Genomic DNA, 24,092 nt, shown 5'->3' on the forward strand with positions numbered 1-24,092 from the left:
CCCCTTACTTCTTCTTGCCTGCGATGGGCTTTGCGGGGCCCTTGCGCGTGCGTGCGTTGGTGTGGGTCCGCTGACCGCGGACGGGGAGGTTGCGGCGATGGCGCAGGCCACGGTAGCAGCCGAGGTCCATCAGGCGCTTGACGTTCATCTGAACTTCGCGGCGCAGGTCGCCTTCGACGGTCAGGTTGGCGTCGATGAATTCACGGACGGCCAGGACTTCTGCGTCGCTCAGCTCATTGACGCGGCGTGCCACGTCGATGTTGGTGGCCGCGCAGATTTCCTTGGCAGTGGCGGGGCCAATGCCGTGGATGTAGGTCAGCGCGATCGGGACGCGCTTGTGGGTCGGGATGTTGACGCCGGCAATACGTGCCAAGTCTCTGTTCCTTTCGTTGCGAGCCCGTAGCTCCAGGCCCTTTTTTCACAACGGAAGCCCGGGCCATGCGGCTGCCGGGCGTCTGTCATAACTCAGGTGATCTTCCCGAATCCTGGATCCACGATTCGGGCAATGGCTCCCTTGCGGGATGGGGCTACCTATTGGGCAGGGCCCAGAAGGTCAACCCCCTGTCAAGGCTATTTTCGCGACCATTGCGAACAGGGGAAATAGATCTCTGGCAGAGGGAAGATTCCCTCCGGCACGACCCGCACGAAACCGCCCTTTGTCTCGCTGATCCAGAGCCCAGTCTGCCACTGGCTGCCTCCGTCGTCACAGGTCGCCGTGACCGACAGGGACTGGCCCGAAACAAACCGCGCGCCGGACCAAGAACAGCGCGCGCCGTGGCTTTCGATCCCGGTGGGCGTCAGCGTCACGATGTCCGCCAGTTCGCGATCCTCGTAGGGCAGATCGCAGTAGCCCGGATTGTCGAGGATCTCTTCGGCGAGGGCCGGGCCGACGGCCGACAGCCCGCCGATCAGCAGGGCTGCCGCCGTCCGTCCGATCCTCATGCGTCGAGCTGTCCGGCAATCGCCGACTGGATATCGGCGATCTCGCCGAGCCCGTCGACGCTGCTGTGCTTGCCCAGCGCGTAGTAATAGCCGATCAGCGGCGAGGTCTGCTTGTAGTAGGCCATCAGGCGCGTCCGCAGGCTGTCCTCGTTGTCGTCGGCGCGGCGCTTGAACTCTGTTCCGCCGCATTTCACGCATTTGCCGTCCTCGGGGATCGGCTTGGTGAGATCGTTGTAGACCTCACCACAGCTGCCGCAGGTCGACCGCGCCGTGATGCGCTGCACCAGTACATCGTCGTCCACACGCAGTTCGATCACCTTGTCCAGCGTCTGCCCCTCATCGGCCAGCAGTTTGCCCAGTGCGTCCGCCTGGGCCAGCGTCCGCGGGAAGCCGTCGAAGATGAACCCGTTTGCCGAGACCGTTTCCAGCTTTTCGCGGATCAGGCCGATCACGATCTCGTCCGTGACCAGGTCACCGCGGGCCATGACGTCAGCGACGATCTTGCCCATCTCGGTGCCGCTGTCCTTGGCCTCGCGCAGCATGTCGCCGGTCGACAGCTGGACCATGCCACGGTTCTCTTCGAGAATACGTGCCTGCGTGCCCTTGCCCGCCCCCGGCGGTCCCAAAAGAATTATGTTCATCGACGCGCTGGTGCCCCCCGTTTCTTGCGGCCCTTACCCTTGCCGCGCAGCTGCGACTTTTGAATAAGACCTTCGTACTGATGTGCCAAGAGATGGCTCTGGACCTGTTGAATGGTGTCCATGGTCACGCTGACCACGATCAGAACCGAAGTACCGCCAAAGTAGAACGGGATGGCGTATTGGGTGCGCAGGATCTCGGGCAGAAGGCAAACAGCCGTCAGGTAGATGGAGCCCAGGACCAGCACGCGGTTCACGACGTATTCCAGGTATTCCGCGGTTTTCTTTCCCGGGCGAATGCCCGGAACGAAACCGTTCTGGTTCTTGAGGTTGTCCGCAACGTCATCGGGTTTGAACGAGACGTTGAAGGTGTAGAAATAGGCGAAGAAGACGATCATGCCGCCGAAGAACAGCAGGTAGAGCGGCTGTCCGGGACCAAAGTAGGCCAGAATCGTCGACATGATCGGGCCGGTGTCCGACCCGCCCGAAAAGGTCGAGATCGTGACCGGCAGCAGCAGCAGCGAGCTGGCGAAGATCGCCGGGATGACGCCCGCGGGGTTGACCTTGACCGGCAGGTGGCTCTGCTGGGCCTCGGTCATCTTCATGCCGACCTGGCGGCGCGGATACTGGATGGTGATCTTGCGCAGCGCCCGTTCCATGAAGACCACGAAGGTGATGACGCCCACCACCATCAGGATCACGCCCACGATGACCGCCGGGCTGATCGCGCCGGACTGGCCCTGGCTGAAGAACTGTGCCAGCGCGGCGGGAACCTCGGCGATGATGCCGACGAAGATGATCAGAGAGATGCCGTTGCCGATGCCGCGGGCGGTGATCTGCTCACCCAGCCACATCAGGAACATGGTGCCGCCGACCAGCGTGATCATGCAGGCCGCGCGGAAGAACCAGCCCGGATCTGTCACCAGATCCCCGGCCTCCAGGCTGACCGCAAGGCCATAGGACTGGATCACCGCCAGCGCCACCGTGCCGTAACGGGTGTACTGGTTGATCTTCTTGCGGCCCTGCTCGCCCTCTTTCTTGAGCTGCTCCAGGGCCGGCACCATGGCCGTCAGGAGCTGCACCATGATCGAGGCCGAAATGTAGGGCATGATGCCCAGCGCAAAGATCCCCATGCGTCCCAGCGCGCCGCCGGTGAACATCGACACCATGCCCGCAACGCCCTGCCCTGCCTGCTCGACGAACTCTTGCAGCGCGGCGCCGTCGATCCCCGGAACGGGGATGTATGTGCCAAGGCGGTAGACGATCAGAAGGGCGAGGGTGAAGAAGATGCGATTGCGCAGGTCGGTTGCTTTGCCAAGCGCCGCCCAGCTGGTGTTGGCGGCCATTTGCTCTGCTGCGGATACCATGCGGATCTCTCTTTTCAGTCAAACGCCGCCACGACGGGTTTTCCGTCGGGCGGCGCGCAATGGAAAACTGTTGGACATGTAAGCGGCGGGCGCGCCGCTCACAAGTCGTTATTCCGCCGCTGCCGCGGTGGTGACGGTCAGCGAACCGCCCTTGCCTTCAACGGCGGCGACTGCCGATTTCGACGCGCCGGTGACGTTGATGGTCAGGGCACCGGTCACTTCGCCCTTGGCGAGGACGCGGATACCGTCCAGCGAACGGCGGACGAGACCCGAGGAAACCAGCGTTTCTTCGGTGATGTTGCCGGCGTCCAGCTTGCCCGCGTCGACGAATTTCTGGATCAGGCCCAGGTTGACGACGGCATATGCCTTGCGGTTCGGCTTGTTGAAGCCACGCTTGGGCAGACGCTGGTAGAGCGGCATCTGGCCGCCTTCGTAACCGTTGATGGCCACACCCGAACGCGATTTCTGACCCTTGATACCACGGCCACCCATTTTACCACGGCCCGAACCGGGGCCACGGCCGATGCGCTGCTTGCGCTTGGTTGCGCCGGGATTGTCGCGCAGTTCATTGAGTTTCATGTCGCTTCTCCTATGCCGGATGCTGCCCGCGAAGCGATGATGGACAGACCACGGCGTTTCTTGGTTGTGAATCGGGTCCCCTTGGACCACCGGGGGCGTATAGCGAAGCACCCCGGCCAAGACAAGCCTTCCCTGCAGTCCACGGCCTCCCCGCACGACGCTTGCGGCGGTCCGGTATTCCATACGGTAGGGAATCGCTGAATGGCATGGCCCGTCCGTCCTAGGCAGGGTGTCCCCAGACGCGCAAATTTCCTGGCGCGGTCAACCCCGGAGACCTGACCATGACCCTTGCCGACAACTGGCTTGTAACACTCGGCATCGCTTCCATCGTGGTCAGCAACCTCGCCTGCCTGCCCTACATCCGCGACATGCTTTGCGGCAGCACGCGCCCGGCGCGGTCGACCTGGCTGATATGGTCGGTGCTGTCGGGGATCTGCCTGATGTCCAACGTCGACAAGGGGGCCGATGCCTCCCTGTTCTTTGTCGGCGTCGAAACGGCGGAAACGGTCCTGATCTTCGCGCTTTCGATCCGCTTCGGCATGGGCAGCATCCTGAATGCGCGCGACCTGGCGATCTACGCAGTCGCGGGAAGCGGACTGGCGCTGTGGTGGGTCACAGACGACGCGGTGTTTGCCCTGGCCATCGCCATCGCGATCAGCGCCCTGGGCGGCGTGCCGACGATCCTCAAGGCCTATGCCGAACCACGCGCCGAAACGGCCGCCTGCTGGGGGCTATCGGCACTGGCCGCGCTGCTGGGATTGCTGTCGGTCGGCGCCTTCACTCCGGTCCTGCTGGCCTACCCGGCCTATCTGCTGGTGCTCTACTGCGCCATCCTCGGGGCGATGAGCCTTGGCTATCGCCGCGAACGGCTGGAACGCGAGGCGATGGCCCTGCGCCTGGCACCACTGCGCCCGCGGGCAATGCAGGGCATTCCCGCCTGAGCCCTTGACTTCTGCACCGCAGCACCGCATGTACGCTCCAGTTGCCGCACCCGCCGCGTGAGCGGGGCTGACGGGCGAAAGCGCCCTCTCGGCACATCTTTCCCACATGGTTCCCATTTCACGCGGGGGTCCAGAACCGCAACAGGCGCGATGGCACGATGCCCCGCGCCCAGGTCTGCGGTCTCACCCGTGCGCGCCGCGACACCTGTCGTGGCGGGAAACGCATGATTTCGCGGGCATCCCCCGCACTAAAGGACGTACTCTTGGATTTCGACATGCTGGGGCTGCCGCCCCGCCTCCTGGCCAACCTGGCCGAACAGAACATCACCGAACCCACCCCGATCCAGACCCAGGCCATTCCGCACGCCATGAACGGCCGCGATGTCATGGGCCTGGCGCAGACCGGCACCGGCAAGACCGCCGCCTTCGGCCTGCCGCTGATCTCGACCCTGATGCGCAAGCAGGCGCGCCCCGCCGCCAAGTCCGCGCACGGGCTGATCCTTGCGCCGACGCGCGAACTGGCCAAGCAGATCGTTGACAACCTGCGCATCTACGCCGCCGGCACCCCGGTCAAGATCGGCATCGTCACCGGCGGCGCATCGCTGAACGCGCAGGCACAGCGGCTGGCCAAGGGCACCGACCTGCTGGTCGCCACCCCGGGCCGCCTGATCGACCTGATGGAACGCAAGTCGGTGCGCCTTGACGGGACCGAGTTCCTGGTGCTGGACGAGGCCGACCAGATGCTGGACCTCGGGTTCATCCACGCGCTGCGCCAGATCGCCAGGCATCTGCCCGCAGAACGTCAGACCATGCTGTTTTCGGCCACCATGCCCAAGCAGATGGCAGAGATCGCGGCCGCCTACCTGACCAATCCCGTACGGATCGAGGTGACACCTCCGGGCAAACCCGTCGAGCGCATCGAGCAGAGCGTGCATTTCGTCGAACAGGCGCACAAGGCCTCCCTGCTGGTCAACCACTTGGACGGACACCGCACAGAGGCCGCGCTGGTCTTTTCGCGCACCAAGCATGGCGCCGAGAAGCTGAAGAAGCACCTCGAAGCCAAGGGCTTTGCCGCCGGGTCGATCCACGGCAACAAGAGCCAGGGCCAGCGCGACCGCGCGCTCAAGGCGTTCCGTGACGGCGAACTGAAGGTGCTGGTCGCCACGGATGTGGCCGCGCGCGGCATCGATATTCCCTCGGTGCGCTACGTCTACAACTTTGATCTGCCGAACGTTGCCGACAACTATGTCCACCGCATCGGGCGTACCGCGCGCGCCGGCTTGGACGGCACGGCCATCGCCTATTGCGCGCCCACCGAGATGGGTGAGTTCCATGCGATCCTCAAGGTCATGGGCCGCGACATCGCAGTGGCGGGCGGTGAACCGTGGGAGCCGGTCAAGAAGCCCTCTCGCGGCGGCGGAAACCGGCGCCCTGGCAATCGCCCCGGTGGCAACGCCGCGAAACCCGGGCGCCCGCGCCGCAGCCGCACCCGCCGCTCCAAGGCGGCGTGAGTTCGACCGGGGGCGCTAAACGGCGCCCCCGAGCCTTACGGGGACCGATTTCGGCCCCCGGAACGCCCAGCCGGTGAACGCCACCGGCCCGGGCAGCTCCATCCGCGGAAATCTTTCGAAAAGCATCGGCAAAGCGACTTCGGCGATCAGGGAGCGCGAGGCGGCAGCCCCCGCGCAGAAATGCGGACCGGCGCCGAAGGCCAGGCTCGGCCGGGTGTCGCGTGTCACGTCAAAGACCTCTGGCCGATCAAAGACCTCCGGATCCCGGTTGCCGATCCCATACATCAGGAACACCCTGTCGCCGGGATCGAAGCGCACCCCTTCCACCACATCTTCCCGCGCAACCTCGCGCGGGCTCATACCGATTGGGGCGATCCAGCGGGTGAATTCCTCGAAGACATCCTGCCAGCTTGCCTCGCCCGCCCGCACCCGGGCCAGCTCTGCCGGATGGGCCAAGAGCGCCCAGGCACAGCCCGCAATCGCGTCACGCGGTTCGTTCTGGCCGCCGGAGATCGCAAGCTTGATATTCGCCCGAACGCTGTCCATCGGCAGCCCGGCGCGCATCTGCACATCCAACAGGGACATTTCCGTTGGATCGCCCGCCTGCGCGTCGATGGCCGCATCGATCCGGGCCGTCGCAGCGTGGCACCGGGCCTCGACCTCCGGGTCGCCGGTGTAATTGGCAATCCCGTCGATCATCCCCTGGCTGACGGCATCCATCTCTTGCCAGGTCAGCCCGTGCAGCCCGGTGATTGCCCGCAAGGCCTCTCCCGACAGGCGCATGGCGTAGTCGGGGACAAGATCGCATTGCCCCTGCCGCGCCATGTCCTCCAGCGCATCCTGTGCCGCTTTGCGAAAGGCGTCGGACCAACGATCCCGCACGGTGCGGGGCGAATAGGCAGGGAAACAGGCGCGTCGTTCGGCCCCGTGTTCCTCGCCATCCTTGCGCATCATGTTCTCGCCCATGAGGCGGGTCATCAGTCCCTGCGGCTGACGCGAGGAAAACACCTCGATCCGCTTTTCCTGCTCAAAGATCACGTTTCGCCGGGTGATCAGTGTGGCCCCCAGTTGCGGGACAAAGGCGATGGGCGTCTCGGCCTGCAGACGGGCGAGCGACGGATAGGGATCGGCAACCAGTTCTGCGGGGTCCAGGTCGACCCGGGGCGCGTCGCTCATCGCACGCGGACCGGCAGTGTCGCATACCCGCGGAACCGGGCCAGCGGCACCCGCGCGCGCGGGCCATTCGCCGTCAGCCTGGGAAAGCGCCGCACGAATTTCCCAACGGCGATCTTGCCCTCGACCCGCGCCAGAGAGGCGCCAAGACAGACGTGAATCCCGGTAATGAAGGCAATGTGTCGGTTCGGTCGCCGCGTGATGTCCACCCGGTCCGGATCCGGAAAAACCTCGGGATCGCGGTTCGCCGCAGCGATGGAGGTATGTATATAGGAGCCCCTGGGCAACACCCCGGTCGACAGCTCGATATCCTCGCCCGCCAGCCGATTGCCGATCTGAAGCGGGCTTTCGACCCGCAGGAACTCCTCGACCGCGGGGCCGATCAGGTCCGGGTCGTCCAACAGCATCCGGTGCTGGTCGGGGTTGTCCATCAGCAGGCCGACAGAATTGCCGACGAAACTGGTCGTCGTCTCATGGCCTGCGTTCAGCAAGAAGATACAGTTCTGGATCAGCTCTTCCTGCGTCAGCCGCCGCCCTTCGTGTTCGCCAAAAATCAGCGATTCCAGCACCTCGCCTTCATGCGCCCCCTCGCGGTTGCGGCGGCGATGGTCGATGAGATCGCCAAGGATCTCTCCGAACTCCTCGACCGCGCGGTTGCCTTCGGCCAGCCGCTCCGCCGGCACCACCGGGTCCAGGGCACCGAGTATCGCCAGCGAGTAACCGCGCAGCCGCGCTCGGTATTCCTCGGGGATGCCCAGCATGAAGCTGATGATCTCGGTCGGCAGAACCTTCGCGAAGTCCTCGATCAGGTCCAGCTCTCCCAGGTCCTCGACCCGGTCCAGCAGCCGATCGACGATCTTGTCGATCAGCGGTTCGAACTCGGCCAGCTTGCGCGGGGTGAAGGCACCAGAGATCAGCTTGCGCACCACCGTGTGATAAGGCGGATCGTTGAAGATCAGGCTGGTCGTGTGGTGTTTTTGCAGCGGGCACTGGCCGAATTTTTCGCCAAAGGCCTCCGTCTTGTCGGACAGCATGTCGCGGCTTCGGTAGACGGCCATGCAATCGTCGAAGCGGGTCAGAAAGACAGAGCCGTCCGCGTTGCGGTGGACCGGGCTTTGCTGCCGCAGCCGGTGCAGGACCGGGTGCGGATTTTCGATGAAATCCGGGCCGATCGCGTTGAGATCGAAGGTCGAAACATCCAATGCCATGAAAAAGCCTCCCGCAAGGACTTTGCGGGAGGCCATTCGGTTCGGCAAGAGGCGCTGTCAGCCAAGCTCGCCCGGGGCGTACCAGTCGCCCATCTTCACCGTGGCCGCGTCACCGACCATCTCTGCGAACATCGCCGGGTCCTGCGTGCCGCCGTCCCGGCCGCGATAATGGTAGGGATAGACATAGGTCGGAGCGAATTCGCGGACCGCGTCCGCTGCAGCCTCGGCCGTCATGGTGAACGGCAGGTTCATGCAGACAAAGGCGAGGTCGATGCCTTCCAGTGCGCGCATGTCCGGGATGTCCTCGGTATCACCCGAGACGTAGATGCGGAAATCGCCCATCGTCAGGACATAGCCATTGTCACGCCCCTTGGGGTGAAAGTTTTCGCGCCCTTCGGTCATGTTGTAGGCCGGGATGGCGTCCACCTGGAGGCCGGTCAGGCTGGCGCTGGCGCCATTGGCCAGTGCGTTGGTGTTCACCTTCAATTCGTCCGAGAGCATGTCGAAAACCGCTGGATTGGTCAGCATCTGGGTGTTTTCGCCCTTCAGCGCGGCCAACACATCGGCATTGTAGTGATCGCCGTGCTGGTGCGTGATCAGGATAAGATCGGCATCCGGAAAGCCCTCGTATTCCGAGACTTCACCCACCGGATCGACGTAGATCGTGCCCACCGGCGTCTCCAGCACGATGGACGCATGGTGCACGGGATGCACCAGAACCGTGCCGTCGGAGGTCTTGAACTCGTTCGGCAGGTGGCCACCGGCACGACCCGCGAAAGGCAGAACCGTGATACTTCCGGCGGCAGCGGCGGTATGAAGAAAATTGCGTCGGGTGAAGGTCATGTGTAGCGCTCCCAGTGTTCTGTTCCCGGGAGACGGTAGTGCGACCCCGCCCTGCGACAAATTGAACTTTTCGAGATAGCCCCGTAAAACGGAAAACGCCCCCCGGACGAACCGGAGGGCGCTTTTTGTTCACATCGGGAAAGAGGCTCAGTCGCGCTCTTCGACGATTTCCACCAGGTGCGGGATCTTGCGGATCATGCCGCGAACCGCCGGAGTGTCTTCCAGCTCGCGCACGCGGTGCATCTTGTTCAGGCCCAAGCCGACCAGGGTCTGACGCTGGATGGCAGGGCGGCGGATCGGCGAACCGACCTGTTTGACGACGATGGTCTTAGCCATGATCAGGCCTCCTCGGTCTCGGCTGCGGGCGCGTCATCACGCTTGGGCAGGATGTCGGCGACCTTCTTGCCACGACGCTGCGCAACGTTGCGCGGCGACTGCTGGTTGCGCAGGGCGTCCAGCGTGGCGTGGATCATCGCGTAGGGGTTCTGCGAGCCGGTCGACTTGGCGACGACGTCCTGAACACCCAGCATCTCGAAGACGGCACGCATCGGACCACCTGCGATGATACCGGTACCCTGGGGGGCGGTCCGCATGGTGATCTTGCCTGCGCCGTGATGGCCCTTGGCGTCGTGGTGCAGGGTGCGGCCCTCTTTCAGCGGCACGCGGATCATCTTGCGCTTGGCTTGCTCGGTGGCCTTGCGGATGGCCTCGGGGACCTCCTTGGCCTTGCCCTTGCCAAAGCCGACGCGGCCTTTCTGATCGCCCACGACGACGAGCGCGGCGAAGCCGAAGCGCTTACCACCCTTGACGGTCTTGGACACACGGTTGATCGCCACCAGGCGATCGGCGAATTCGGGCGCCTGCTCCTCGCGGTCACGACGACCGCGGCCGCCGCCACGCTTGTTCTCACGTTCTGCCATAAGGCATTCCTTTTCTCGTGGTGCCCAAGAGCACCGGTTTGTTCAATCGCAGTGGGCCGTCCGGCCCCTCGATCATCGAGGCGTTCCCGCCTGCAAAATAAGCTGCGCCCGGAGGCGCAGCTTGCGAACGGTGCGCAGGGACTGCGCACCGAAACCTCAGATCTTCAGGCCACCCTCACGCGCAGCGTCGGCCAGGGCCTTCACCTTGCCGTGGAAGAGAAAGCCGCCACGGTCGAAGTATGCTTCTTCGACACCGGCTGCCTTGGCGCGCTCGGCGATTGCCGCGCCCACCTTGGCTGCTGCTTCGACGTTGTTCTTGCCGACAACACCCAGCGACGGCTCCAGCGAGGAAGCTGCTGCCAGGGTCTTGCCCGCCACATCGTCGATGAGCTGGACAGAAATGTTCTTGTTCGAACGATGAACCGAAAGGCGAACGCGACCTGCGTTGACCTTGCGAAGTTTGTTCCGGACGCGCAGGCGGCGCTTCTGGAACAGTACACGTTTGCTGTTTGCCATTGCCTTGCGTCCTTACTTCTTCTTGCCTTCCTTCTGGAAGATGTACTCGCCCTTGTAGCGAATACCCTTCCCCTTATACGGCTCGGGCCGGCGCCAGTCGCGGATGTTCGCCGCAACCTGGCCCACCTGCTGAATGTCATGCCCTTCGATGATGATCTCGGTGGGCTTGGGGCAGGTGATGGTGATGCCGTCGGGAATCTGGAAATCCACGTCATGCGACAGGCCCAGGTTCAGCTTCAGGACCTTGCCTGCCAGCTGAGCCCGGTAACCCACGCCCTGGATTTCCAGTTCCTTCTTGAAGGTGTTCTGGACGCCGTGGACGAGGTTCGCAACCACAGTACGGGACATGCCCCACTGCTGGCGGGCACGCTTGGACTTGCCGCGCGGTTCCACCGAGATTGCATTTTCCTCGACCTTGAGGGTCACGTCATCCGTGGCCGTAAAGCTCTGGGTGCCTTTCGGGCCCTTCACTTCGATGGTCTGGCCGGAGACGCTGGCCGACACGCCCGAGGGCAATTCGACCGGCTTCTTACCAATACGAGACATGTGTTCAGGCCTCCTTAGAATACGGTGCAGAGCACTTCGCCGCCGACGTTGGCTGCGCGTGCGTTTGCGTCCGACATCACACCCTTGGGGGTGGAGACAATCGACACACCCAGCCCCTGGCGGACCTGCGGGATGTCATTGACACTCATGTAGACGCGACGACCGGGCTTGGAGACCCGCTTCACTTCGCGAATGACAGGCGTGCCGTCGAAGTACTTGAGGCTGATCTCGAACGCGGGGTGGCCGCGCTCGTCCGTGCTGCTTTCGTAGCCGCGGATATAGCCTTCGTCAGCCAGTACATCCAGAACCCAGCCGCGCAGCTTGGACGCCGGTGTCGACGTCGTGGACTTGCCACGCTGTTGTGCGTTGCGGATACGGGTGAGCATATCGCCGATAGGATCGTTCATCTCATCCCCTCCTTACCAGCTCGACTTCACGACGCCGGGCAGCTTGCCGTTCGAACCGAGGTCGCGCAGGGCGATACGGCTGATCTTGAGCTTGCGGTAGTAGGCGTGCGGACGGCCCGTCAGCTGGCAGCGGTTGTGCAGCCGGGTGGGCGAGGAATTGCGCGGCAGTTTGGCCAGCTTGAGGCGGGCCTTGAAGCGCTCTTCCATCGGCTTCGATTCGTCGTTTGCGATTTCTTTCAGTTCAGTGCGCTTGGCGGCATACCGGGCCACCAGGCGCTCGCGCTTCTTCTCGCGCTCGATCATTGCTTTTTTAGCCATGATATCGCTCCTCTTACGCCTTGGTGAACGGCATGTTGAAATGGGTCAGCAGAGCCTTGGCCTGTGCGTCGGCCGAGTGCTCGCCATATTCCTTTGCATTGGTCGTGATGATCACGTCCATGCCCCAGACCTCGTCGACCTTGTCGAAATCGATCTCGGGGAACACGATGTGTTCCTTCAGGCCCATCGCAAAGTTGCCACGACCGTCGAAGGACGGCTTTACACCGCGGAAGTCGCGGATACGCGGCATTGCAACGGTCACCAGGCGGTCGAGGAATTCATACATGCGCACGTCACGCAGGGTGACCTTGGCGCCGATGATCATGCCCTCACGCAGGCGGAACGGGGCGTGGCTGTGCTTGGCCTTGGTGCCGACGGCCTGCTGGCCGGCGATCTTGGTCAGGTCCTCGACGGCCGACTTGGCCTTTTTCGAGTCGCGGACCGCCTCGGCGCCGCAGCCGATGTTCAGCACGATCTTCTGCAGGCTCGGGATCTGCATGTCGTTCGTGTAGCCGAACTGCTCCTTCATCGCGGCCTTGATGGTCTCACGATACTGGGCCTTCAGGCGCGGGGTGTAGCTTTCCATATCAAGCATCGATCACGTCCCCCGTGGTCTTGGCGTAGCGGACCTTCTTGTCGCCTTCCATGCGGAAGCCGACGCGGGTCGGTTTGCCGTTGGCGTCGACGAAGGCCAGGTTCGACAGGTCCATCGGCAGCGCCTTGGGCATACGACCGCCCTGGCTGGTCTGGGTCTGACGAGTGTGGCGGATGGCGATGTTCAGCCCGTCGACGACGGCCTTGCCGGCCTTGGGGTCGACGCTGACGATCTCACCGGTCTTGCCCTTGTCCTTGCCGGTCAGGACGATGACGGTGTCACCTTTTTTCAGTTTCGCGGCCATCTTACAGCACCTCCGGGGCGAGCGAGATGATCTTCATGAAGTTCTTGGCACGCAGTTCACGCACCACCGGTCCGAAGATACGGGTGCCGACCGGCTCACCTGCGTTGTTCAGGATCACGGCGGCGTTGCGGTCAAAGCGGATCGAGGTGCCGTCTTCACGGCGAACTTCCTTGGCGGTGCGCACGACGACGGCCTTGCGGACGTCACCCTTTTTCACGCGACCACGCGGAATGGCCTCCTTCACCGACACCACGATGATGTCGCCGACAGAGGCATAGCGGCGGTGCGAACCGCCCAGAACCTTGATGCACTGAACTTTCCGGGCTCCGGAATTGTCAGCAACATCCAGATTGGTCTGCATCTGGATCATAAGTTTTCTCCCGACGTCCCGGGCCGCTCGTCAAGGAGACATTGACCCGGGGGTTTCGTATGCAACCGAGCCCCGCAATGGGGCTCGACTCTGCCCTTACTGGGCGGTTTCTGCCTCTGCGGCCTTCTGGGCCTCAAAGCGGGCACGTTCGGCTGCGGCGGTTTCAGCGCGCGCCTTGTTGTGCTCTTCCAGCATCGCGTCGGTCATCACTTCCCAACGCTTCGTCTTGGACTTCGGCGCGCATTCACGGATCGAGACCGCGTCACCGACGTTGAAAGCACCGGCCTCGTCATGGGCGCGGTACTTCTTGGATTTCTTGATCGTCTTCTGCAGCACGGGGTGCTTGAAGCGACGGACGACCTGAACGGTCACGGTCTGGGCGTTGGCGGTCGAAGTGACGGTGCCTTGCAGGATACGCTTGGGCATTCGTTACGCCTCCGCAGTCGAGGCCGCAGCAGCGGCTTTTTCGTTCAGAACGGTGTTGATGCGCGCGACGTCGCGGCGCACCTGGCGCATGCGCGCCGTGTTTTCCAGCTGGCTCGTGGCCGCCTGGAAGCGGAGGTTGAAAGCCTCCTTTTTCAGCTGGACAAGCTGGTCCCGGAGTTCGTCCGGGGACTTGTCACGGAGTTCCTGGGCGTTCATGCGCCTCTCCTTTGTTGCAACATCACCGGTAGGCCCCTGCCTGCGAGCATGCAGGGTCACCCTGATTCCGGTGGAGTCCGTGGATGAGCGGCCCCATTAGGCCAGAATCCCTGTCCATGCAAGGACTATCTGCGATGAGGCCCGCCCGCGCGCTCAGCTTGCTCCGCGACCGCCGATGACATGGCCGAACCTGTCGCCCGGCGTGGTTTCCGGAAAACGCGCGTTCGAGCGCGATCCGCGAAAATCGGTCAGCTCGAAAACAAAACTCTCCCCGGTCATCAGGCCCGCGCGAAAATCCCTGAAGCGCTCGGGCAGGAGAGCCGCCTGAGCACTTGTTGGTTTGCCCCATTTGTCGGACATCGGCCCACAGTCACCGAACGAGTTCCGGACCGGCAACGTATCCCTGCTGGCTTCGCCCGCCAACCGGTTTTGTCAGAAAGATTACACCGGTCACCTACCGGCTAACGCAACAATTCCAACGCCACGCTTGCGGCGGAAAATGTGATCTGAGCCGAGACGAAGATGGCCGATGCGTCGTAGGCAGTGGCCCCCTCGGTAGCGCCTTGCGACCCCTCCGGCGTCACGCCCTCTGCCGCTGCCGGTACGGGGTCGACAGGCAAATCGGAATCGTCATGCGCGATGATCGTCGTCGCATTGTAGGTCAGGTTGACGAAACTGGCCTCGATCACCGCACTCTCCTCTGCCCTGCGCGCGATCCCTGACGCCACCTGCCCCTGGCGCAAGCTCTCGCCGTTTGCGCAGGCCTGTTGCACCAGCGCCTTGGCGCGATGGCCCACGGAATAGGCTGACTTGCTAGGACCTGACCGCTGCGAATAAGCTTGACATTGATGCAGCTTCGCGGCCAGCCGCCCGCGCCCGGAAACTTGAATATCCATCTGAACCCCCAAAGTGTCTCTGTCGCCAGAATGCGACGGCAAAGGTGAAACATTGGTCTACGGCGAAATGCAGACTGACAGCGATTAGAGATGACAAGGCCCGCAAAAATTAACCAATGCTCAACGCTTGCGTGGGACTCATGATCCAAACAAGGGGTTGATGCCCAAAGCGCGCCTGCGGCCTCTTCCCGCGCCCCGTTCTGACCGCTTGCAGGGGTATTCGCGGCCTCGGTATACTTGCACCTGACGAGCAGGGGGATGCAGCGCATGTCAGATCGGCCGACCTCTGGCGACGACGCGCTTTACAGCCGGATCGGGATCGACGGACAGTCCCATGCCCTGATGCTGGAACAGGCCGCGCGCATCGCACAGCTGGGCTATTTCGTCTTCAATGTACGGCAATCCATCGTCGAGGTCTGCTCGGTCCGCCACGCGGCGATCTTTGGCCAGACACCGCAGGAATTCATCGCCTCGGTCAGCGGCCTGGAAGGCGAGATGGAGATGATTCACCCCGAGGATCGCAACCTGCTGCGCGAGGCCTATCAGCGCCTCCTGCAGGGTGAGACCATCGAGATGGAGTACCGCTTTTTCCGCCCTGATCGCAGCCTTGGCTATATCCGCGAGATCGTTGCCCCCGAAGTCAGCGCAACCGGTGAGATCGTGCGCGGCCTCGGCAGCAGCCTGGACGTCACCGATGCCCGGCGGGCCGAGGAACGCCGCGCCCAGGCCAACCGCCTCGCCGCCCTTGGGGAACTGACCGCGGGCGTCGCGCATGACGTCAACAACATCCTTGCCGTTGTCATGGGCAACGCCGAACTGTTGCAGCAAGAGGCCGGCGGCGAGCTGACCGACCAACTGCTGACGGAAATCGTCACCGCCTCCAAGCGTGGGGGCACCTTGACCCGCAGCCTTCTGAACTGTGCCCAGAAGGCAACGATCCGGCCCGTGGCGCTGGACCTTGGCGAAGAGACGGCCCGCGCCGTCGCCATGTTCGAGCGGACCTCCCTCAAGAAGCCCACCATCATTGTCGACCGCGCCCCGGCGGCCATTCCGATCTTTGCCGATCGGGACAACCTGCAATCGGTGATCCTGAACATTCTCATCAACGCGCTGGATGCCATCCGCGAGGGCGGGACGATCCGGGTCCGGGCGGAAACAGCGGCGGCCAGTCCGATGGTCGCCATAGGCGAATACGCCTGCCTGTCGATCCGGGACGATGGTCAGGGCATAGCCGCCCAGAACCTAGCCCGTGTCACCGAACCCTTCTTCACGACCAAGCCGCGCTCCAAGGGGTCTGGCCTGGGCCTGTCGATGGCGGCGGGTTTCATGCGGCAACTGGGGGGAGAGATCGCCATCGAGTCAGAGCCCGATGTCGGGACGTGCGTGCGTCTGTTCTTTCCCTTGCACCGGGGAAAATGCACGGCCGCGGCCCCCACGCCGGCCGGCGACTTCGCGAAATTCGACAAGTTGCACCTGCTGCTGCTGGAAGACGAGGCATCGATCCGCAATGTATTGCTGCGCAACCTGCGCAGCTGGGGCTTCACGGTCACGGCCACCGCCAATGCCGAAGAGGCTCTTTTGGCCATCGACGGCGCCACCTTTGACCTTGCCCTGCTGGACAACCATGTTCCCGGCGCCGTCACAGGGGCCGAGATCGCGGCACAAATCAAGGCCAGGCACCCGGCGACACCGACGATCCTGCTGACGGGCCTTGCCAAGCCCGGGACAGGTGGCGAGGGGTCAGGGATCGACCTGGTCCTGGCGAAACCCGTGCCCGCCCCGGAGCTGCGCGCCGCGATCACGACCCTGTTGGAGACAGCCACCTCCGCGCGCAGACGGCCCGTCAATCCCGAGGTCTGACAGCGCCCATTCGGTCCGCAGTCAAATTCCGGACAGCAGAGCTTTCTGCTTTGCCGATCCTGGCCTCATTCCCACTTGTAGTTGAAGCTGACAGAGACCCGGTTTTCTTCCGCCATGTTCAGCGGCACCTCGTGGCGCAGCCAGCTTTCCCAAAGCAGCACATCGCCCACCTGGGGGGCGACGTAGACGAAGGATTTCAGTTCCTCGCGGCAGCCCTTCTTGCGGGTGGGTGCTGCCATCATCATCGCCAGCCGGGGGTCCTCCAGCTTCAGCGCCGAGGCCCCCTCGGGCATGGCCACATAGGTCGTCCCCGAAATCACCGAATGCGGATGGATATGGCTGGAATGCGTACCGCCCTCCGGCAGGATGTTGATCCAGATATCCTCGAGCACCAGGCTCTTGTCTCCCAACTCGAATTCCAGGTCCTCGGCAAAACCCGCGACGTGCTTGTCCAGCACCTTGACCAGGTCGGAAAAGATCGGGAAGCGCCAGGGCAGGTCGGTCAGCGAGGCGTAAGACGTGTAGCCGGGATAGCCCTGTTCCTCGCACCAGTCCTGCCCCGCCTCGTCATCCTCGGCGATGGAATAGCACGAACCTTCCAGTTCATCGGTGTCGATGCCGCCATGCTCGGACAGCCGGGCCTGGTAAAGACGGGTGGCAAAAAGGGAACGAATCTTGGTCATGTCCGCGCTTTAGCCCAAGCCAGACACCGGGGGAAATGGAATCTCAACCTCTCGGCGGCATGGTCGCAGCCAAACGAGAGGTGAGAACAGAATGTTCCCGATCCGCTGTCTGATCCTGATGGCGCTGCTGGCCTTTGGTGGAATTGCGTCGGCTCAATCCGCCTCGCTCTTTCCGCGTGGCGAAAGCAGCGCGCGCGCCCCGCTGATCGCCCTGCGCACAGCGGCACAGCCAAAACCGGCCCGGCCCGCCAGCCTGTTCGCCGACGAACGGCGTCTGGGATTCTTCGCGCCCATGCCGGACGCGGGTCCTGCCCCAGCTCCATCCCCTGGGCCTTTGACCGACAAGTCCGCGGTCGCCCGGTTGCGCAGCCTGATCGCCGAGGCCGAGGCAGGGCCTGACGGCTATGACGCGATCATTCACGGCGCACGCGTAAAGCCGCCGAAACGCCCGACAGAGCTGACCGTCCAGGAAATCCTCAACTGGATCGCCGCCACACCAGGACAACCGCATGCCATAGGGCGGTACCAGTTCATCCCCGACACGCTGCGCTTTCTGGTGGCCGAACTGAATATCGACAAGCGGATGCGCTTTACCCCAGAATTGCAGGATCGCCTGGCCGATCAACTGCTGGCCGACGCCGGGTTCCTCGCCTTCCAGCGCGGAGAGATCACCCGCCGCAGTTTCATGTACCGTATGGCCAAGGTCTGGGCCGGGTTGCCCCTGCCCTCGGGCGAAAGCTATTACGAGGGCTACGCTGGCAACAAGGCAACGATGACATGGGCACGGTTCGACGGGGCGATGGCCGCGATCTTTCCCGGCTGAGCAAAGAAAAACCCCCGCCGCTTTCGCGCCGGGGGCCAATTTCCGTAGGATGGGTCATTGACCCATCACGTCACCAGTCCTCGCGGACCACGACGCGGGTCTTGATCGGCAGCTTCATCGCGGCAAGACGCAGGGCCTCGCGAGCGATTTCCTCGTTCACGCCGTCGATCTCGAACATCACGCGGCCGGGCTTGACCTTGCAGGTCCAGCGGTCGACCGAGCCCTTACCTTTACCCATACGCACTTCGATGGGCTTGGCGGTCACGGGCGTGTCCGGGAAGATACGGATCCAGACGCGGCCCTGACGCTTCATGTGACGCGTCATGGCACGACGGGCTGCTTCGATCTGGCGCGCGGTAACGCGCTCAGGCTCAAGAGCCTTCAGACCGTAACCGCCGAAGTTCAGATCGGAACCGCCCTTGGCCTGGCCCTTGATCCGGCCCTTCTGAACCTTGCGGAATTTAGTACGCTTTGGCTGAAGCATGGTTACCTCCGATCATCCCGGCGGCCGCCACCGGCACCACGGGGGGCCGGACCGTCCTGGAGTTCCTGGTTCTTGCGGTCGCGGGCCTGCGGATCATGTTCCATGATCTCACCCTTGAAGATCCAGACCTTGATGCCGATGATGCCGTAAGGCGTAGTCGCCTCGACGTTGGCATAATCGATGTCGGCGCGCAGCGTGTGCAGCGGCACGCGGCCTTCACGGTACCATTCGGTCCGTGCGATTTCTGCACCACCCAGACGGCCAGCCACGTTCACCCGGATACCCAGGGCGCCCATGCGCATGGCGTTCTGCACGGCCCGCTTCATCGCGCGACGGAAGGAGACACGGCGCTCCAGCTGCTGAGCGATCGACTCGCCGACCAGCTGTGCGTCCAGCTCGGGCTTGCGGACCTCGACGATGTTGAGGTGCAGTTCCGAGTCGGTCATCGACGAGAGCTTCTTGCGCAGCACCTCGATGTCCGCGCCCTTCTTGCCGATGATGACGCCGGGGCGCGCGGTATGCACCGTGACGCGGCACTTCTTGTGCGGGCGCTCGATGATCACGCGGCTGATGCCGGCCTGCTTCGGCGGGTTGCGGTACTCGTTGAAGATGAACTCGCGGATCTTCAGATCCTCGAGAAGCAGATCACCATAGTCCTTGGTGTCGGCGTACCAGCGGCTGTCCCAGGTGCGGTTCACCTGCAGGCGCATGCCGATCGGATTGGTCTTGTTACCCATTAGGCTTGCTCCTCAACCTGGCGCACCTTGATGGTGAGTTCCGAGAACGGCTTGTTGATCCGGCCAAAACGACCACGGGCCCGGGGGCGTCCGCGCTTCATGACCAGGTTCTTGCCCACGTAGGCCTCGGCGACGACCAGTTCATCGACATCCAGACCGTGGTTGTTCTCGGCGTTGGCGATGGCCGACTGCAGGCACTTCTTCACGTCAACAGCGATCCGCTTCTTCGAGAAGGTCAGGTCCGTGAGGGCCTTGTCCACCTTCTTGCCGCGGATCAGCTGTGCGACGAGGTTCAGTTTCTGCGGGCTGGTGCGCAGCATGCGCAGCTTTGCCATCGCTTCGTTGTCCGCCACGCGGCGGGGATTCTTATCCTTGCCCATGGCTTACTTCCTTTTCGCTTTCTTGTCGGCTGCGTGACCGTAGTAGGTACGGGTCGGTGCATATTCGCCGAACTTCTGGCCGATCATGTCCTCGGTCACGTTGACCGGGATATGCTTCTGGCCGTTGTAGACACCAAACGTCAGGCCCACAAACTGGGGCAGGATCGTCGAGCGGCGCGACCAGATCTTGATGACTTCGTTCTTGCCCGACTCGCGCGACTTCTCGGCCTTCTTCAGGACGTAGGAATCGACGAACGGACCTTTCCAGACGGAACGCGACATGGATTACCGCCCCTTCTTCTTGGCGTGGCGCGAGCGGATGATCAGCTTCTGCGACGCCTTGTTGGTGTTGCGGGTGCGCTTGCCCTTGGTCGGCTTGCCCCAGGGCGTCACCGGGTGACGACCACCCGAGGTCCGGCCTTCACCACCGCCGTGCGGGTGGTCGATCGGGTTCATGACGACACCGCGGACGGAGGGACGCTTGCCCATGTGGCGGACGCGACCGGCCTTGCCGAGGTTCTGGTTCGAGTTGTCGGGGTTCGAGACCGCGCCAACCGTGGCCAGGCATTCCTGGCGGACCATGCGCAGCTCGCCCGAGCTGAGGCGGATCTGGGCATAACCACCGTCACGGCCGACGAACTGGGCATAGGTGCCCGCGGCGCGTGCGATCTGGCCACCCTTGCCGGGCTTCAGCTCGATGTTGTGGACGATGGTACCGATCGGCATGCCGCTGAAGGGCATGCAGTTGCCGGGCTTGATGTCCGCTTTTTGCGAGGAGACGACCTTGTCGCCAACGCCCAGGCGCTGGGGGGCGAGGATGTAGGCCTGTTCGCCATCGTCATACTGGACGAGCGCGATGAAGGCGGTACGGTTGGGGTCGTATTCGATGCGCACGACGATGCCGTTGACATCGAACTTGTTGCGCTTGAAATCGACGATCCGGTAGAGGCGTTTTGCGCCACCGCCGCGGCGGCGAGCGGTGATCCGTCCGGTGTTGTTCCGGCCACCCTTCTTCGTCAGACCTTCGGTGAGGGCCTTGACGGGGCGTCCTTTGTACAGCTCCGAACGGTCGATCAGCACCAGCCCGCGCTGGCCCGGCGTCGTCGGCTTGTACGACTTGAGTGCCATGCTTTCTGTCTTCCGTTAGCTAGCGCCCCGGAAAGTGTCCGGGGCTATGTGAAAGGCCCCTCGACTGACGTCCGCAGGTGCCCGGTGGTATAGGCCCCCGAAGGTGCCCGAATCTCAACATCCGCAGACAATAGCAAAGCCCCGGACGAATCCGGGGCTGCTGCGGATGGGGTCTGGTAAGGGAGGAAGCGCGTGGGGTCAAGTGCCCCGGGTCCTGTCTTCCGAACAAAGCGGATCAGATCCTTTGCGGTACATCAAAGACGCGGAACCCGAGCTTAGGTACATTTGGCAAGGTGCGGGGCAGACGTGCAAGCCTCGCATGGATTGTCCGCATCACGAAATACCGGGCAATGAGGTTCGGAGGCTGGGTTCATGAGGCAGAGACACCTCGTCATCAGAACGGTTCTCGTTTTTCTTCTTTCCCTGAGCATATCGGCAATCTGCGGAACTGGCTCAGGCCGCGCTGCCGAAAGCGACTGGTCCACCTTCGTCGAAACCCACGATGGCCGCCGGGTATGTTGGGCGGTTACACCTGCGCGGGAGGACCGCAACACACTGCTATATGTCTGGAGACATCGCGGCGATGCGCGCCCCGAGATCTATCTCCTGACCGGGAAACGCCTGCAGCCGGCCAGGAAGCTGCGTCTGGTGATCGGTCAGAACGCATTTCGGGTGACGAGCATGGTCCGAAACGGCGCGCAAGAAATCTGGATTCAATATCGATCCGATGCGAATAAGGCTGTTGCAGCCATGAAAGCCGCGGAAACCGCGCCCGGCTCTAGTCTGTTTCTGGCGCAAGAAGGAAAGCCACTCTACACCTTTTCGGCGATCGGGTTCTCCAGGGCCTTCGATTTCGCGATGGCCAAATGCGGATGACCGGAGGGCGGCCATACTGGCGACCAACCGCAAGGCGGCCCCACATGCAGCACGTCGTCCCCTGGCTCGGATTGGCCCAGGCGTGAACAGTCGTTTTAAGCGCCCCGGTAAACCCCTGACTTCTCTGTACCGCTGACCGTCCGAGCGCGGATATCCCTCAAAGGAAAAGGCCCCCGCATCTCTGCGAGGGCCTCTCCGAATTCGTAGGGCGGGGTTTATCCCGCCGACCTCACAACCCGGTCGACACGTCGATCGTGTTGCCCTCTTCGAGGGTGACATAGGCCTTCTTGACGTCCTTGCGGCGACCCAGGGTGCCGCGGAAACGCTTTTGCTTGCCCTTGGTGATGGTGGTGTTGACCGCCTTCACCTTGACACCGAACAGCGCCTCGACCGCTTCCTTGATCTGCGGCTTGGCCGCGTCGATCGCCACCTCGAAGACCACGGCGCCATTCTCGGACGCCATCGTCGATTTCTCGGTGATGATCGGCTTGCGGATCACGTCGTAGTGTTCTGCCTTCGCGCTCATTTCAGACGAGCCTCCAGTGCTTCGACACCCGCCTTGGTCAGAACCAGCGTGTCACGCTTGAGGATGTCATAGACGTTTGCGCCCTGGCTCGGCAGCACATCGAGACCCTCGATGTTGGCCGCTGCACGGGCGAAGTTTTCGTTGACCTCGGCGCCGTCGATGATCAGCGCGCGCTTCCAGCCCAGGTTCGCGACCTGCTTGGCCAGGGTGTTGGTCTTGCCATCGCATGCAGCGGCTTCGATCACCACCAGCGAACCGTCCTTCACCTTGGACGACAGCGCGTGCATCAGGCCCAGCTTGCGGACCTTCTTGGGCAGCTCGTGGCCGTGCGACCGCGGGGTCGGACCCTTGTAGATGCCACCCTTGCGGAAGATCGGCGCCTTGCGCGAGCCGTGGCGTGCGCCGCCCGTGCCCTTCTGGCGATAGATCTTCTTGGTCGAGTAGGACACTTCCGAGCGGGTCTTGACCTTGTGCGTGCCAGCCTGCGCCTTGTTACGCTGCCAGCGGACGACGCGGTGGAGAATGTCGGCGCGCGGCTCCAGCCCGAACAGGGCCTCGTCCAGCTCGACTTCGCCAGCGGAACCGCCGTCGAGGTTGATCACGTCGAGTTTCATTCGTCGCCTTCCTTCTTCTCGGCCTCGATTTCAGCCTCGGCGGCCTTCAGCGCTTCGGCTTCGGCGGCGGCCTGCTCTTCGGCAAGACGCTTGGCTTCGGCTTCGGCTTCGGCGGCTGCGGCGGCTGCGGCTTCCTCGGCGGCTTTCATCGCTTCCCGCTTGGCGCTCATCAGAGCGGCGGGGAGAATGACGTTCTCCGGGGTCGGCTTCTTGACCGCGTCCTTGACAGTCACCCAGGATCCCTTGGGGCCGGGAACGGCGCCCTTGATCATGATGATGCCGCGGTCGCTGTCGGTGCGGACAACCTGCAGGTTCTGCGTGGTCACCCGGACAGAGCCCATGTGGCCGGCCATCTTCTTGCCCTTGAACACCTTGCCGGGGTTCTGACATTGGCCGGTCGAACCGTGCGAACGGTGCGAGATCGACACGCCGTGCGTGGCGCGCAGACCGCCGAAGTTGTGGCGCTTCATGCCGCCGGCAAAACCCTTACCGATGGTGATGCCGCTGACGTCCACGAACTGACCCTCGAAGTAGTGGTCGGCGATGATTTCCTCACCCACTTCGATCAGGTTCTCGGGGTCGACGCGGAATTCCACGACTTTCCGCTTGGGCTCGACCTTGGCAACGGCGAAATGGCCGCGCATCGCCTGGCTGACGCGCTTGACCTTTGCGGTGCCTGCGCCCAGCTGGACGGCGGTGTAGCCGTGCTGGTCATTGGTGCGCTGCGCGACAACCTGCAGGCTGTCGAGTTGCAGCACGGTGACGGGGATCTGCTTGCCGTCTTCCATGAAGAGACGGGTCATGCCGATCTTCTTTGCGATCACTCCAGAGCGCATGTTCATCGGCCTCCCTTATACCTTGATCTCGACGTCCACGCCGGCGGCGAGGTCGAGTTTCATCAGGGCGTCCACGGTCTGCGGGGTCGGATCGACGATATCCAGCAGACGCTTGTGCGTGCGGATCTCGAACTGGTCGCGCGACTTCTTGTTGACGTGCGGACCGCGCAGAACGGTATATTTCTCGATCTTGTTCGGCAGCGGGATGGGACCGCGGACCGTTGCGCCGGTACGCTTGGCGGTGTTGACGATTTCCTGGGTGCTGGCGTCCAGCACGCGGTAATCGAACGCCTTGAGCCGGATACGGATGTTCTGGTTCATTGAACAGCCTTGTTCACGATGTTGGGGTTGAGAGGAGGATCTGCGACCATCGCAAACCTTCGTCGAACCCGGAAGTGTCAGGGCGCCCCGGTCGGGGCGCCCTTCCAA

General features: G+C 63.2%; 35 protein-coding genes and 1 pseudogene. 5 read left to right on the plus strand and 31 right to left on the minus strand.

Features of this window, described 5'->3' with window-relative positions:
* Nucleotides 1–4: 4 nt before the first annotated feature.
* The 5 genes from rpsM to rplO all read right to left on the minus strand — a co-directional run bounded on the left by rpsM (nt 5) and on the right by rplO (nt 3,526).
* A complete protein-coding gene (gene rpsM / locus PVW46_RS25010) occupies nt 5–373 on the minus strand; it encodes a 30S ribosomal protein S13 (RefSeq protein ID WP_043137341.1) in 369 nt (122 codons plus the stop codon).
* 197 nt (nt 374–570) lie between these two features.
* Nucleotides 571–942 carry a hypothetical protein gene (locus tag PVW46_RS25015; RefSeq protein WP_069210857.1) on the minus strand — a complete coding sequence of 124 codons (372 nt, stop codon included), beginning with the start codon at nt 940–942 and terminating at the stop codon, nt 571–573.
* Nucleotides 939–1,583, minus strand: a complete 645-nt coding sequence (locus tag PVW46_RS25020) for an adenylate kinase (RefSeq protein ID WP_043137346.1) — start codon at nt 1,581–1,583, stop codon at nt 939–941. Before PVW46_RS25020 ends, PVW46_RS25015 begins: the two co-directional genes overlap by 4 nt.
* Nucleotides 1,580–2,947: a preprotein translocase subunit SecY gene (secY, locus tag PVW46_RS25025; RefSeq protein WP_069210856.1), complete on the minus strand. Its 1,368-nt coding sequence runs from the start codon at nt 2,945–2,947 to the stop codon at nt 1,580–1,582. Before secY ends, PVW46_RS25020 begins: the two co-directional genes overlap by 4 nt.
* 108 nt (nt 2,948–3,055) lie before the next feature.
* Entirely contained in the window at nt 3,056–3,526 is a 471-nt protein-coding gene (gene rplO / locus PVW46_RS25030; protein ID WP_043137351.1) for a 50S ribosomal protein L15, read from the minus strand.
* Between the two features lie 281 nt (nt 3,527–3,807).
* On the opposite strand from rplO, the gene PVW46_RS25035 reads away from it, so the two are divergent.
* Together PVW46_RS25035 and PVW46_RS25040 are read left to right on the plus strand one after the other, a co-directional pair.
* Nucleotides 3,808–4,467 carry a hypothetical protein gene (locus PVW46_RS25035; protein WP_043137353.1) on the plus strand — a complete coding sequence of 220 codons (660 nt, stop codon included), beginning with the start codon at nt 3,808–3,810 and terminating at the stop codon, nt 4,465–4,467.
* Nucleotides 4,468–4,730: 263 nt separating this feature from the next.
* Nucleotides 4,731–5,978 carry a DEAD/DEAH box helicase gene (locus tag PVW46_RS25040; protein ID WP_443137064.1) on the plus strand — a complete coding sequence of 416 codons (1,248 nt, stop codon included), beginning with the start codon at nt 4,731–4,733 and terminating at the stop codon, nt 5,976–5,978.
* A 15-nt stretch (nt 5,979–5,993) separates the two neighbouring features.
* On the opposite strand, the gene PVW46_RS25045 is transcribed toward PVW46_RS25040, so the two are convergent.
* From PVW46_RS25045 to PVW46_RS25120, 16 genes and pseudogenes are all read right to left on the minus strand, one after another.
* Entirely contained in the window at nt 5,994–7,154 is a 1,161-nt protein-coding gene (locus tag PVW46_RS25045; RefSeq protein WP_274578137.1) for a cytochrome P450, read from the minus strand.
* Complete coding sequence (locus tag PVW46_RS25050) at nt 7,151–8,359, minus strand: cytochrome P450 (protein WP_069211000.1); 1,209 nt, start codon at nt 8,357–8,359, stop codon at nt 7,151–7,153. The genes PVW46_RS25045 and PVW46_RS25050 overlap by 4 nt, the downstream gene beginning before the upstream one ends.
* A gap of 57 nt (nt 8,360–8,416) precedes the next feature.
* Entirely contained in the window at nt 8,417–9,202 is a 786-nt protein-coding gene (locus PVW46_RS25055; RefSeq protein ID WP_069210854.1) for an MBL fold metallo-hydrolase, read from the minus strand.
* Between the two features lie 147 nt (nt 9,203–9,349).
* Nucleotides 9,350–9,538, minus strand: coding sequence for a 50S ribosomal protein L30 (rpmD, locus tag PVW46_RS25060; protein WP_043137362.1), 189 nt, complete (start codon nt 9,536–9,538; stop codon nt 9,350–9,352).
* A gap of 2 nt (nt 9,539–9,540) precedes the next feature.
* Nucleotides 9,541–10,122: a 30S ribosomal protein S5 gene (rpsE, locus tag PVW46_RS25065; protein WP_043137365.1), complete on the minus strand. Its 582-nt coding sequence runs from the start codon at nt 10,120–10,122 to the stop codon at nt 9,541–9,543.
* Nucleotides 10,123–10,278: 156 nt separating this feature from the next.
* Nucleotides 10,279–10,638 (minus strand): 50S ribosomal protein L18, encoded by a 360-nt coding sequence (gene rplR / locus PVW46_RS25070; RefSeq protein WP_043137368.1) that lies wholly within the window; start codon nt 10,636–10,638, stop codon nt 10,279–10,281.
* A 12-nt stretch (nt 10,639–10,650) separates the two neighbouring features.
* A complete protein-coding gene (gene rplF, locus PVW46_RS25075) occupies nt 10,651–11,184 on the minus strand; it encodes a 50S ribosomal protein L6 (RefSeq protein WP_043137370.1) in 534 nt (177 codons plus the stop codon).
* A 14-nt stretch (nt 11,185–11,198) separates the two neighbouring features.
* A complete protein-coding gene (gene rpsH, locus PVW46_RS25080) occupies nt 11,199–11,591 on the minus strand; it encodes a 30S ribosomal protein S8 (protein WP_043137371.1) in 393 nt (130 codons plus the stop codon).
* Between the two features lie 12 nt (nt 11,592–11,603).
* Complete coding sequence (rpsN, locus tag PVW46_RS25085) at nt 11,604–11,909, minus strand: 30S ribosomal protein S14 (RefSeq protein ID WP_043137373.1); 306 nt, start codon at nt 11,907–11,909, stop codon at nt 11,604–11,606.
* A 13-nt stretch (nt 11,910–11,922) separates the two neighbouring features.
* The gene (gene rplE, locus PVW46_RS25090; RefSeq protein ID WP_043137375.1) at nt 11,923–12,504 is read right to left on the minus strand and encodes a 50S ribosomal protein L5; all 582 of its coding nucleotides are present in this window, start codon (nt 12,502–12,504) and stop codon (nt 11,923–11,925) included.
* The gene (gene rplX / locus PVW46_RS25095; protein ID WP_043137376.1) at nt 12,497–12,808 is read right to left on the minus strand and encodes a 50S ribosomal protein L24; all 312 of its coding nucleotides are present in this window, start codon (nt 12,806–12,808) and stop codon (nt 12,497–12,499) included. The genes rplE and rplX overlap by 8 nt, the downstream gene beginning before the upstream one ends.
* Before the next feature lies 1 nt (nt 12,809).
* A complete protein-coding gene (gene rplN, locus PVW46_RS25100) occupies nt 12,810–13,178 on the minus strand; it encodes a 50S ribosomal protein L14 (RefSeq protein WP_023851005.1) in 369 nt (122 codons plus the stop codon).
* 204 nt (nt 13,179–13,382) lie between these two features.
* A pseudogene (gene rpsQ, locus PVW46_RS25105) lies at nt 13,383–13,604 on the minus strand (30S ribosomal protein S17); the annotation flags it as partial.
* Between the two features lie 3 nt (nt 13,605–13,607).
* The gene (rpmC, locus tag PVW46_RS25110; protein ID WP_043137381.1) at nt 13,608–13,820 is read right to left on the minus strand and encodes a 50S ribosomal protein L29; all 213 of its coding nucleotides are present in this window, start codon (nt 13,818–13,820) and stop codon (nt 13,608–13,610) included.
* Nucleotides 13,821–13,973: 153 nt separating this feature from the next.
* Nucleotides 13,974–14,243 (minus strand): hypothetical protein, encoded by a 270-nt coding sequence (locus PVW46_RS25115; RefSeq protein ID WP_139132391.1) that lies wholly within the window; start codon nt 14,241–14,243, stop codon nt 13,974–13,976.
* A gap of 38 nt (nt 14,244–14,281) precedes the next feature.
* Entirely contained in the window at nt 14,282–14,617 is a 336-nt protein-coding gene (locus PVW46_RS25120) for a hypothetical protein (RefSeq protein ID WP_069210852.1), read from the minus strand.
* 366 nt (nt 14,618–14,983) lie between these two features.
* Here PVW46_RS25120 and PVW46_RS25125 point away from each other — a divergent pair, with 366 nt between their 5' ends.
* On the plus strand, nt 14,984–16,576 hold the full coding sequence (locus PVW46_RS25125) for a PAS domain-containing hybrid sensor histidine kinase/response regulator family protein (RefSeq protein WP_274578148.1): 1,593 nt from the start codon (nt 14,984–14,986) through the stop codon (nt 16,574–16,576).
* A 65-nt stretch (nt 16,577–16,641) separates the two neighbouring features.
* Here PVW46_RS25125 and PVW46_RS25130 read toward each other — a convergent pair whose 3' ends face one another.
* Nucleotides 16,642–17,259 (minus strand): 2OG-Fe(II) oxygenase family protein, encoded by a 618-nt coding sequence (locus PVW46_RS25130; RefSeq protein ID WP_069210850.1) that lies wholly within the window; start codon nt 17,257–17,259, stop codon nt 16,642–16,644.
* A 91-nt stretch (nt 17,260–17,350) separates the two neighbouring features.
* Between PVW46_RS25130 and PVW46_RS25135 the strand changes: the two genes are divergently transcribed.
* Nucleotides 17,351–18,082 (plus strand): lysozyme family protein, encoded by a 732-nt coding sequence (locus PVW46_RS25135; RefSeq protein ID WP_069210849.1) that lies wholly within the window; start codon nt 17,351–17,353, stop codon nt 18,080–18,082.
* Nucleotides 18,083–18,152: 70 nt separating this feature from the next.
* Here PVW46_RS25135 and rplP read toward each other — a convergent pair whose 3' ends face one another.
* Genes rplP through rplB form a run of 5 tightly spaced genes read right to left on the minus strand, consistent with a single transcriptional unit; the run spans nt 18,153 to nt 20,811 of the window.
* The gene (gene rplP, locus PVW46_RS25140; RefSeq protein ID WP_043137391.1) at nt 18,153–18,566 is read right to left on the minus strand and encodes a 50S ribosomal protein L16; all 414 of its coding nucleotides are present in this window, start codon (nt 18,564–18,566) and stop codon (nt 18,153–18,155) included.
* Nucleotides 18,567–18,568: 2 nt separating this feature from the next.
* Nucleotides 18,569–19,303, minus strand: a complete 735-nt coding sequence (rpsC, locus tag PVW46_RS25145) for a 30S ribosomal protein S3 (RefSeq protein ID WP_043137393.1) — start codon at nt 19,301–19,303, stop codon at nt 18,569–18,571.
* On the minus strand, nt 19,303–19,683 hold the full coding sequence (gene rplV / locus PVW46_RS25150) for a 50S ribosomal protein L22 (protein WP_043137394.1): 381 nt from the start codon (nt 19,681–19,683) through the stop codon (nt 19,303–19,305). The genes rpsC and rplV overlap by 1 nt, the downstream gene beginning before the upstream one ends.
* A 3-nt stretch (nt 19,684–19,686) precedes the next feature.
* Entirely contained in the window at nt 19,687–19,965 is a 279-nt protein-coding gene (rpsS, locus tag PVW46_RS25155) for a 30S ribosomal protein S19 (protein WP_043137396.1), read from the minus strand.
* 3 nt (nt 19,966–19,968) lie between these two features.
* Nucleotides 19,969–20,811 carry a 50S ribosomal protein L2 gene (gene rplB / locus PVW46_RS25160; protein ID WP_043137397.1) on the minus strand — a complete coding sequence of 281 codons (843 nt, stop codon included), beginning with the start codon at nt 20,809–20,811 and terminating at the stop codon, nt 19,969–19,971.
* Between the two features lie 372 nt (nt 20,812–21,183).
* On the opposite strand from rplB, the gene PVW46_RS25165 reads away from it, so the two are divergent.
* Nucleotides 21,184–21,687 (plus strand): hypothetical protein, encoded by a 504-nt coding sequence (locus PVW46_RS25165; RefSeq protein ID WP_069210848.1) that lies wholly within the window; start codon nt 21,184–21,186, stop codon nt 21,685–21,687.
* A 229-nt stretch (nt 21,688–21,916) separates the two neighbouring features.
* Here the strand turns inward: PVW46_RS25165 and PVW46_RS25170 are convergent, their stop codons facing one another.
* The 4 genes from PVW46_RS25170 to rpsJ are packed head-to-tail and all read right to left on the minus strand — an operon-like array spanning nt 21,917 to nt 23,984.
* Complete coding sequence (locus tag PVW46_RS25170) at nt 21,917–22,213, minus strand: 50S ribosomal protein L23 (protein ID WP_043137403.1); 297 nt, start codon at nt 22,211–22,213, stop codon at nt 21,917–21,919.
* A complete protein-coding gene (gene rplD / locus PVW46_RS25175; RefSeq protein WP_043137409.1) occupies nt 22,210–22,827 on the minus strand; it encodes a 50S ribosomal protein L4 in 618 nt (205 codons plus the stop codon). The genes PVW46_RS25170 and rplD overlap by 4 nt, the downstream gene beginning before the upstream one ends.
* Nucleotides 22,824–23,663, minus strand: coding sequence for a 50S ribosomal protein L3 (gene rplC, locus PVW46_RS25180; RefSeq protein WP_043137682.1), 840 nt, complete (start codon nt 23,661–23,663; stop codon nt 22,824–22,826). The genes rplD and rplC overlap by 4 nt, the downstream gene beginning before the upstream one ends.
* A gap of 15 nt (nt 23,664–23,678) precedes the next feature.
* Nucleotides 23,679–23,984 carry a 30S ribosomal protein S10 gene (gene rpsJ, locus PVW46_RS25185; RefSeq protein WP_023849092.1) on the minus strand — a complete coding sequence of 102 codons (306 nt, stop codon included), beginning with the start codon at nt 23,982–23,984 and terminating at the stop codon, nt 23,679–23,681.
* Nucleotides 23,985–24,092 lie beyond the last annotated feature (108 nt).

The organism is Mameliella sp. AT18 (genome assembly GCF_028807275.1).
Classification (GTDB): Bacteria; Pseudomonadota; Alphaproteobacteria; order Rhodobacterales; family Rhodobacteraceae; genus Antarctobacter; species Antarctobacter albus.

What these genes read in the sequence shown, in the direction of transcription:
- PVW46_RS25015 (WP_069210857.1), bottom strand. Translation starts at nt 942, where the DNA reads ATGAGGATCGGACGGACGGCGGCAGCCCTGCTGATCGGCGGGCTGTCG.
- PVW46_RS25020 (WP_043137346.1), bottom strand. Translation starts at nt 1,583, where the DNA reads ATGAACATAATTCTTTTGGGACCGCCGGGGGCGGGCAAGGGCACGCAG.
- secY (WP_069210856.1), bottom strand. Translation starts at nt 2,947, where the DNA reads ATGGTATCCGCAGCAGAGCAAATGGCCGCCAACACCAGCTGGGCGGCG.
- rplO (WP_043137351.1), bottom strand. Translation starts at nt 3,526, where the DNA reads ATGAAACTCAATGAACTGCGCGACAATCCCGGCGCAACCAAGCGCAAG.
- PVW46_RS25035 (WP_043137353.1), top strand. Translation starts at nt 3,808, where the DNA reads ATGACCCTTGCCGACAACTGGCTTGTAACACTCGGCATCGCTTCCATC.
- PVW46_RS25045 (WP_274578137.1), bottom strand. Translation starts at nt 7,154, where the DNA reads ATGAGCGACGCGCCCCGGGTCGACCTGGACCCCGCAGAACTGGTTGCC.
- PVW46_RS25050 (WP_069211000.1), bottom strand. Translation starts at nt 8,359, where the DNA reads ATGGCATTGGATGTTTCGACCTTCGATCTCAACGCGATCGGCCCGGAT.
- PVW46_RS25055 (WP_069210854.1), bottom strand. Translation starts at nt 9,202, where the DNA reads ATGACCTTCACCCGACGCAATTTTCTTCATACCGCCGCTGCCGCCGGA.
- rpmD (WP_043137362.1), bottom strand. Translation starts at nt 9,538, where the DNA reads ATGGCTAAGACCATCGTCGTCAAACAGGTCGGTTCGCCGATCCGCCGC.
- rpsE (WP_043137365.1), bottom strand. Translation starts at nt 10,122, where the DNA reads ATGGCAGAACGTGAGAACAAGCGTGGCGGCGGCCGCGGTCGTCGTGAC.
- rplR (WP_043137368.1), bottom strand. Translation starts at nt 10,638, where the DNA reads ATGGCAAACAGCAAACGTGTACTGTTCCAGAAGCGCCGCCTGCGCGTC.
- rplF (WP_043137370.1), bottom strand. Translation starts at nt 11,184, where the DNA reads ATGTCTCGTATTGGTAAGAAGCCGGTCGAATTGCCCTCGGGCGTGTCG.
- rpsH (WP_043137371.1), bottom strand. Translation starts at nt 11,591, where the DNA reads ATGAACGATCCTATCGGCGATATGCTCACCCGTATCCGCAACGCACAA.
- rpsN (WP_043137373.1), bottom strand. Translation starts at nt 11,909, where the DNA reads ATGGCTAAAAAAGCAATGATCGAGCGCGAGAAGAAGCGCGAGCGCCTG.
- rplE (WP_043137375.1), bottom strand. Translation starts at nt 12,504, where the DNA reads ATGCTTGATATGGAAAGCTACACCCCGCGCCTGAAGGCCCAGTATCGT.
- rplX (WP_043137376.1), bottom strand. Translation starts at nt 12,808, where the DNA reads ATGGCCGCGAAACTGAAAAAAGGTGACACCGTCATCGTCCTGACCGGC.
- rplN (WP_023851005.1), bottom strand. Translation starts at nt 13,178, where the DNA reads ATGATCCAGATGCAGACCAATCTGGATGTTGCTGACAATTCCGGAGCC.
- rpmC (WP_043137381.1), bottom strand. Translation starts at nt 13,820, where the DNA reads ATGAACGCCCAGGAACTCCGTGACAAGTCCCCGGACGAACTCCGGGAC.
- PVW46_RS25125 (WP_274578148.1), top strand. Translation starts at nt 14,984, where the DNA reads ATGTCAGATCGGCCGACCTCTGGCGACGACGCGCTTTACAGCCGGATC.
- PVW46_RS25130 (WP_069210850.1), bottom strand. Translation starts at nt 17,259, where the DNA reads ATGACCAAGATTCGTTCCCTTTTTGCCACCCGTCTTTACCAGGCCCGG.
- PVW46_RS25135 (WP_069210849.1), top strand. Translation starts at nt 17,351, where the DNA reads ATGTTCCCGATCCGCTGTCTGATCCTGATGGCGCTGCTGGCCTTTGGT.
- rplP (WP_043137391.1), bottom strand. Translation starts at nt 18,566, where the DNA reads ATGCTTCAGCCAAAGCGTACTAAATTCCGCAAGGTTCAGAAGGGCCGG.
- rpsC (WP_043137393.1), bottom strand. Translation starts at nt 19,303, where the DNA reads ATGGGTAACAAGACCAATCCGATCGGCATGCGCCTGCAGGTGAACCGC.
- rplV (WP_043137394.1), bottom strand. Translation starts at nt 19,683, where the DNA reads ATGGGCAAGGATAAGAATCCCCGCCGCGTGGCGGACAACGAAGCGATG.
- rpsS (WP_043137396.1), bottom strand. Translation starts at nt 19,965, where the DNA reads ATGTCGCGTTCCGTCTGGAAAGGTCCGTTCGTCGATTCCTACGTCCTG.
- rplB (WP_043137397.1), bottom strand. Translation starts at nt 20,811, where the DNA reads ATGGCACTCAAGTCGTACAAGCCGACGACGCCGGGCCAGCGCGGGCTG.
- PVW46_RS25165 (WP_069210848.1), top strand. Translation starts at nt 21,184, where the DNA reads ATGAGGCAGAGACACCTCGTCATCAGAACGGTTCTCGTTTTTCTTCTT.
- PVW46_RS25170 (WP_043137403.1), bottom strand. Translation starts at nt 22,213, where the DNA reads ATGAGCGCGAAGGCAGAACACTACGACGTGATCCGCAAGCCGATCATC.
- rplD (WP_043137409.1), bottom strand. Translation starts at nt 22,827, where the DNA reads ATGAAACTCGACGTGATCAACCTCGACGGCGGTTCCGCTGGCGAAGTC.
- rplC (WP_043137682.1), bottom strand. Translation starts at nt 23,663, where the DNA reads ATGCGCTCTGGAGTGATCGCAAAGAAGATCGGCATGACCCGTCTCTTC.
- rpsJ (WP_023849092.1), bottom strand. Translation starts at nt 23,984, where the DNA reads ATGAACCAGAACATCCGTATCCGGCTCAAGGCGTTCGATTACCGCGTG.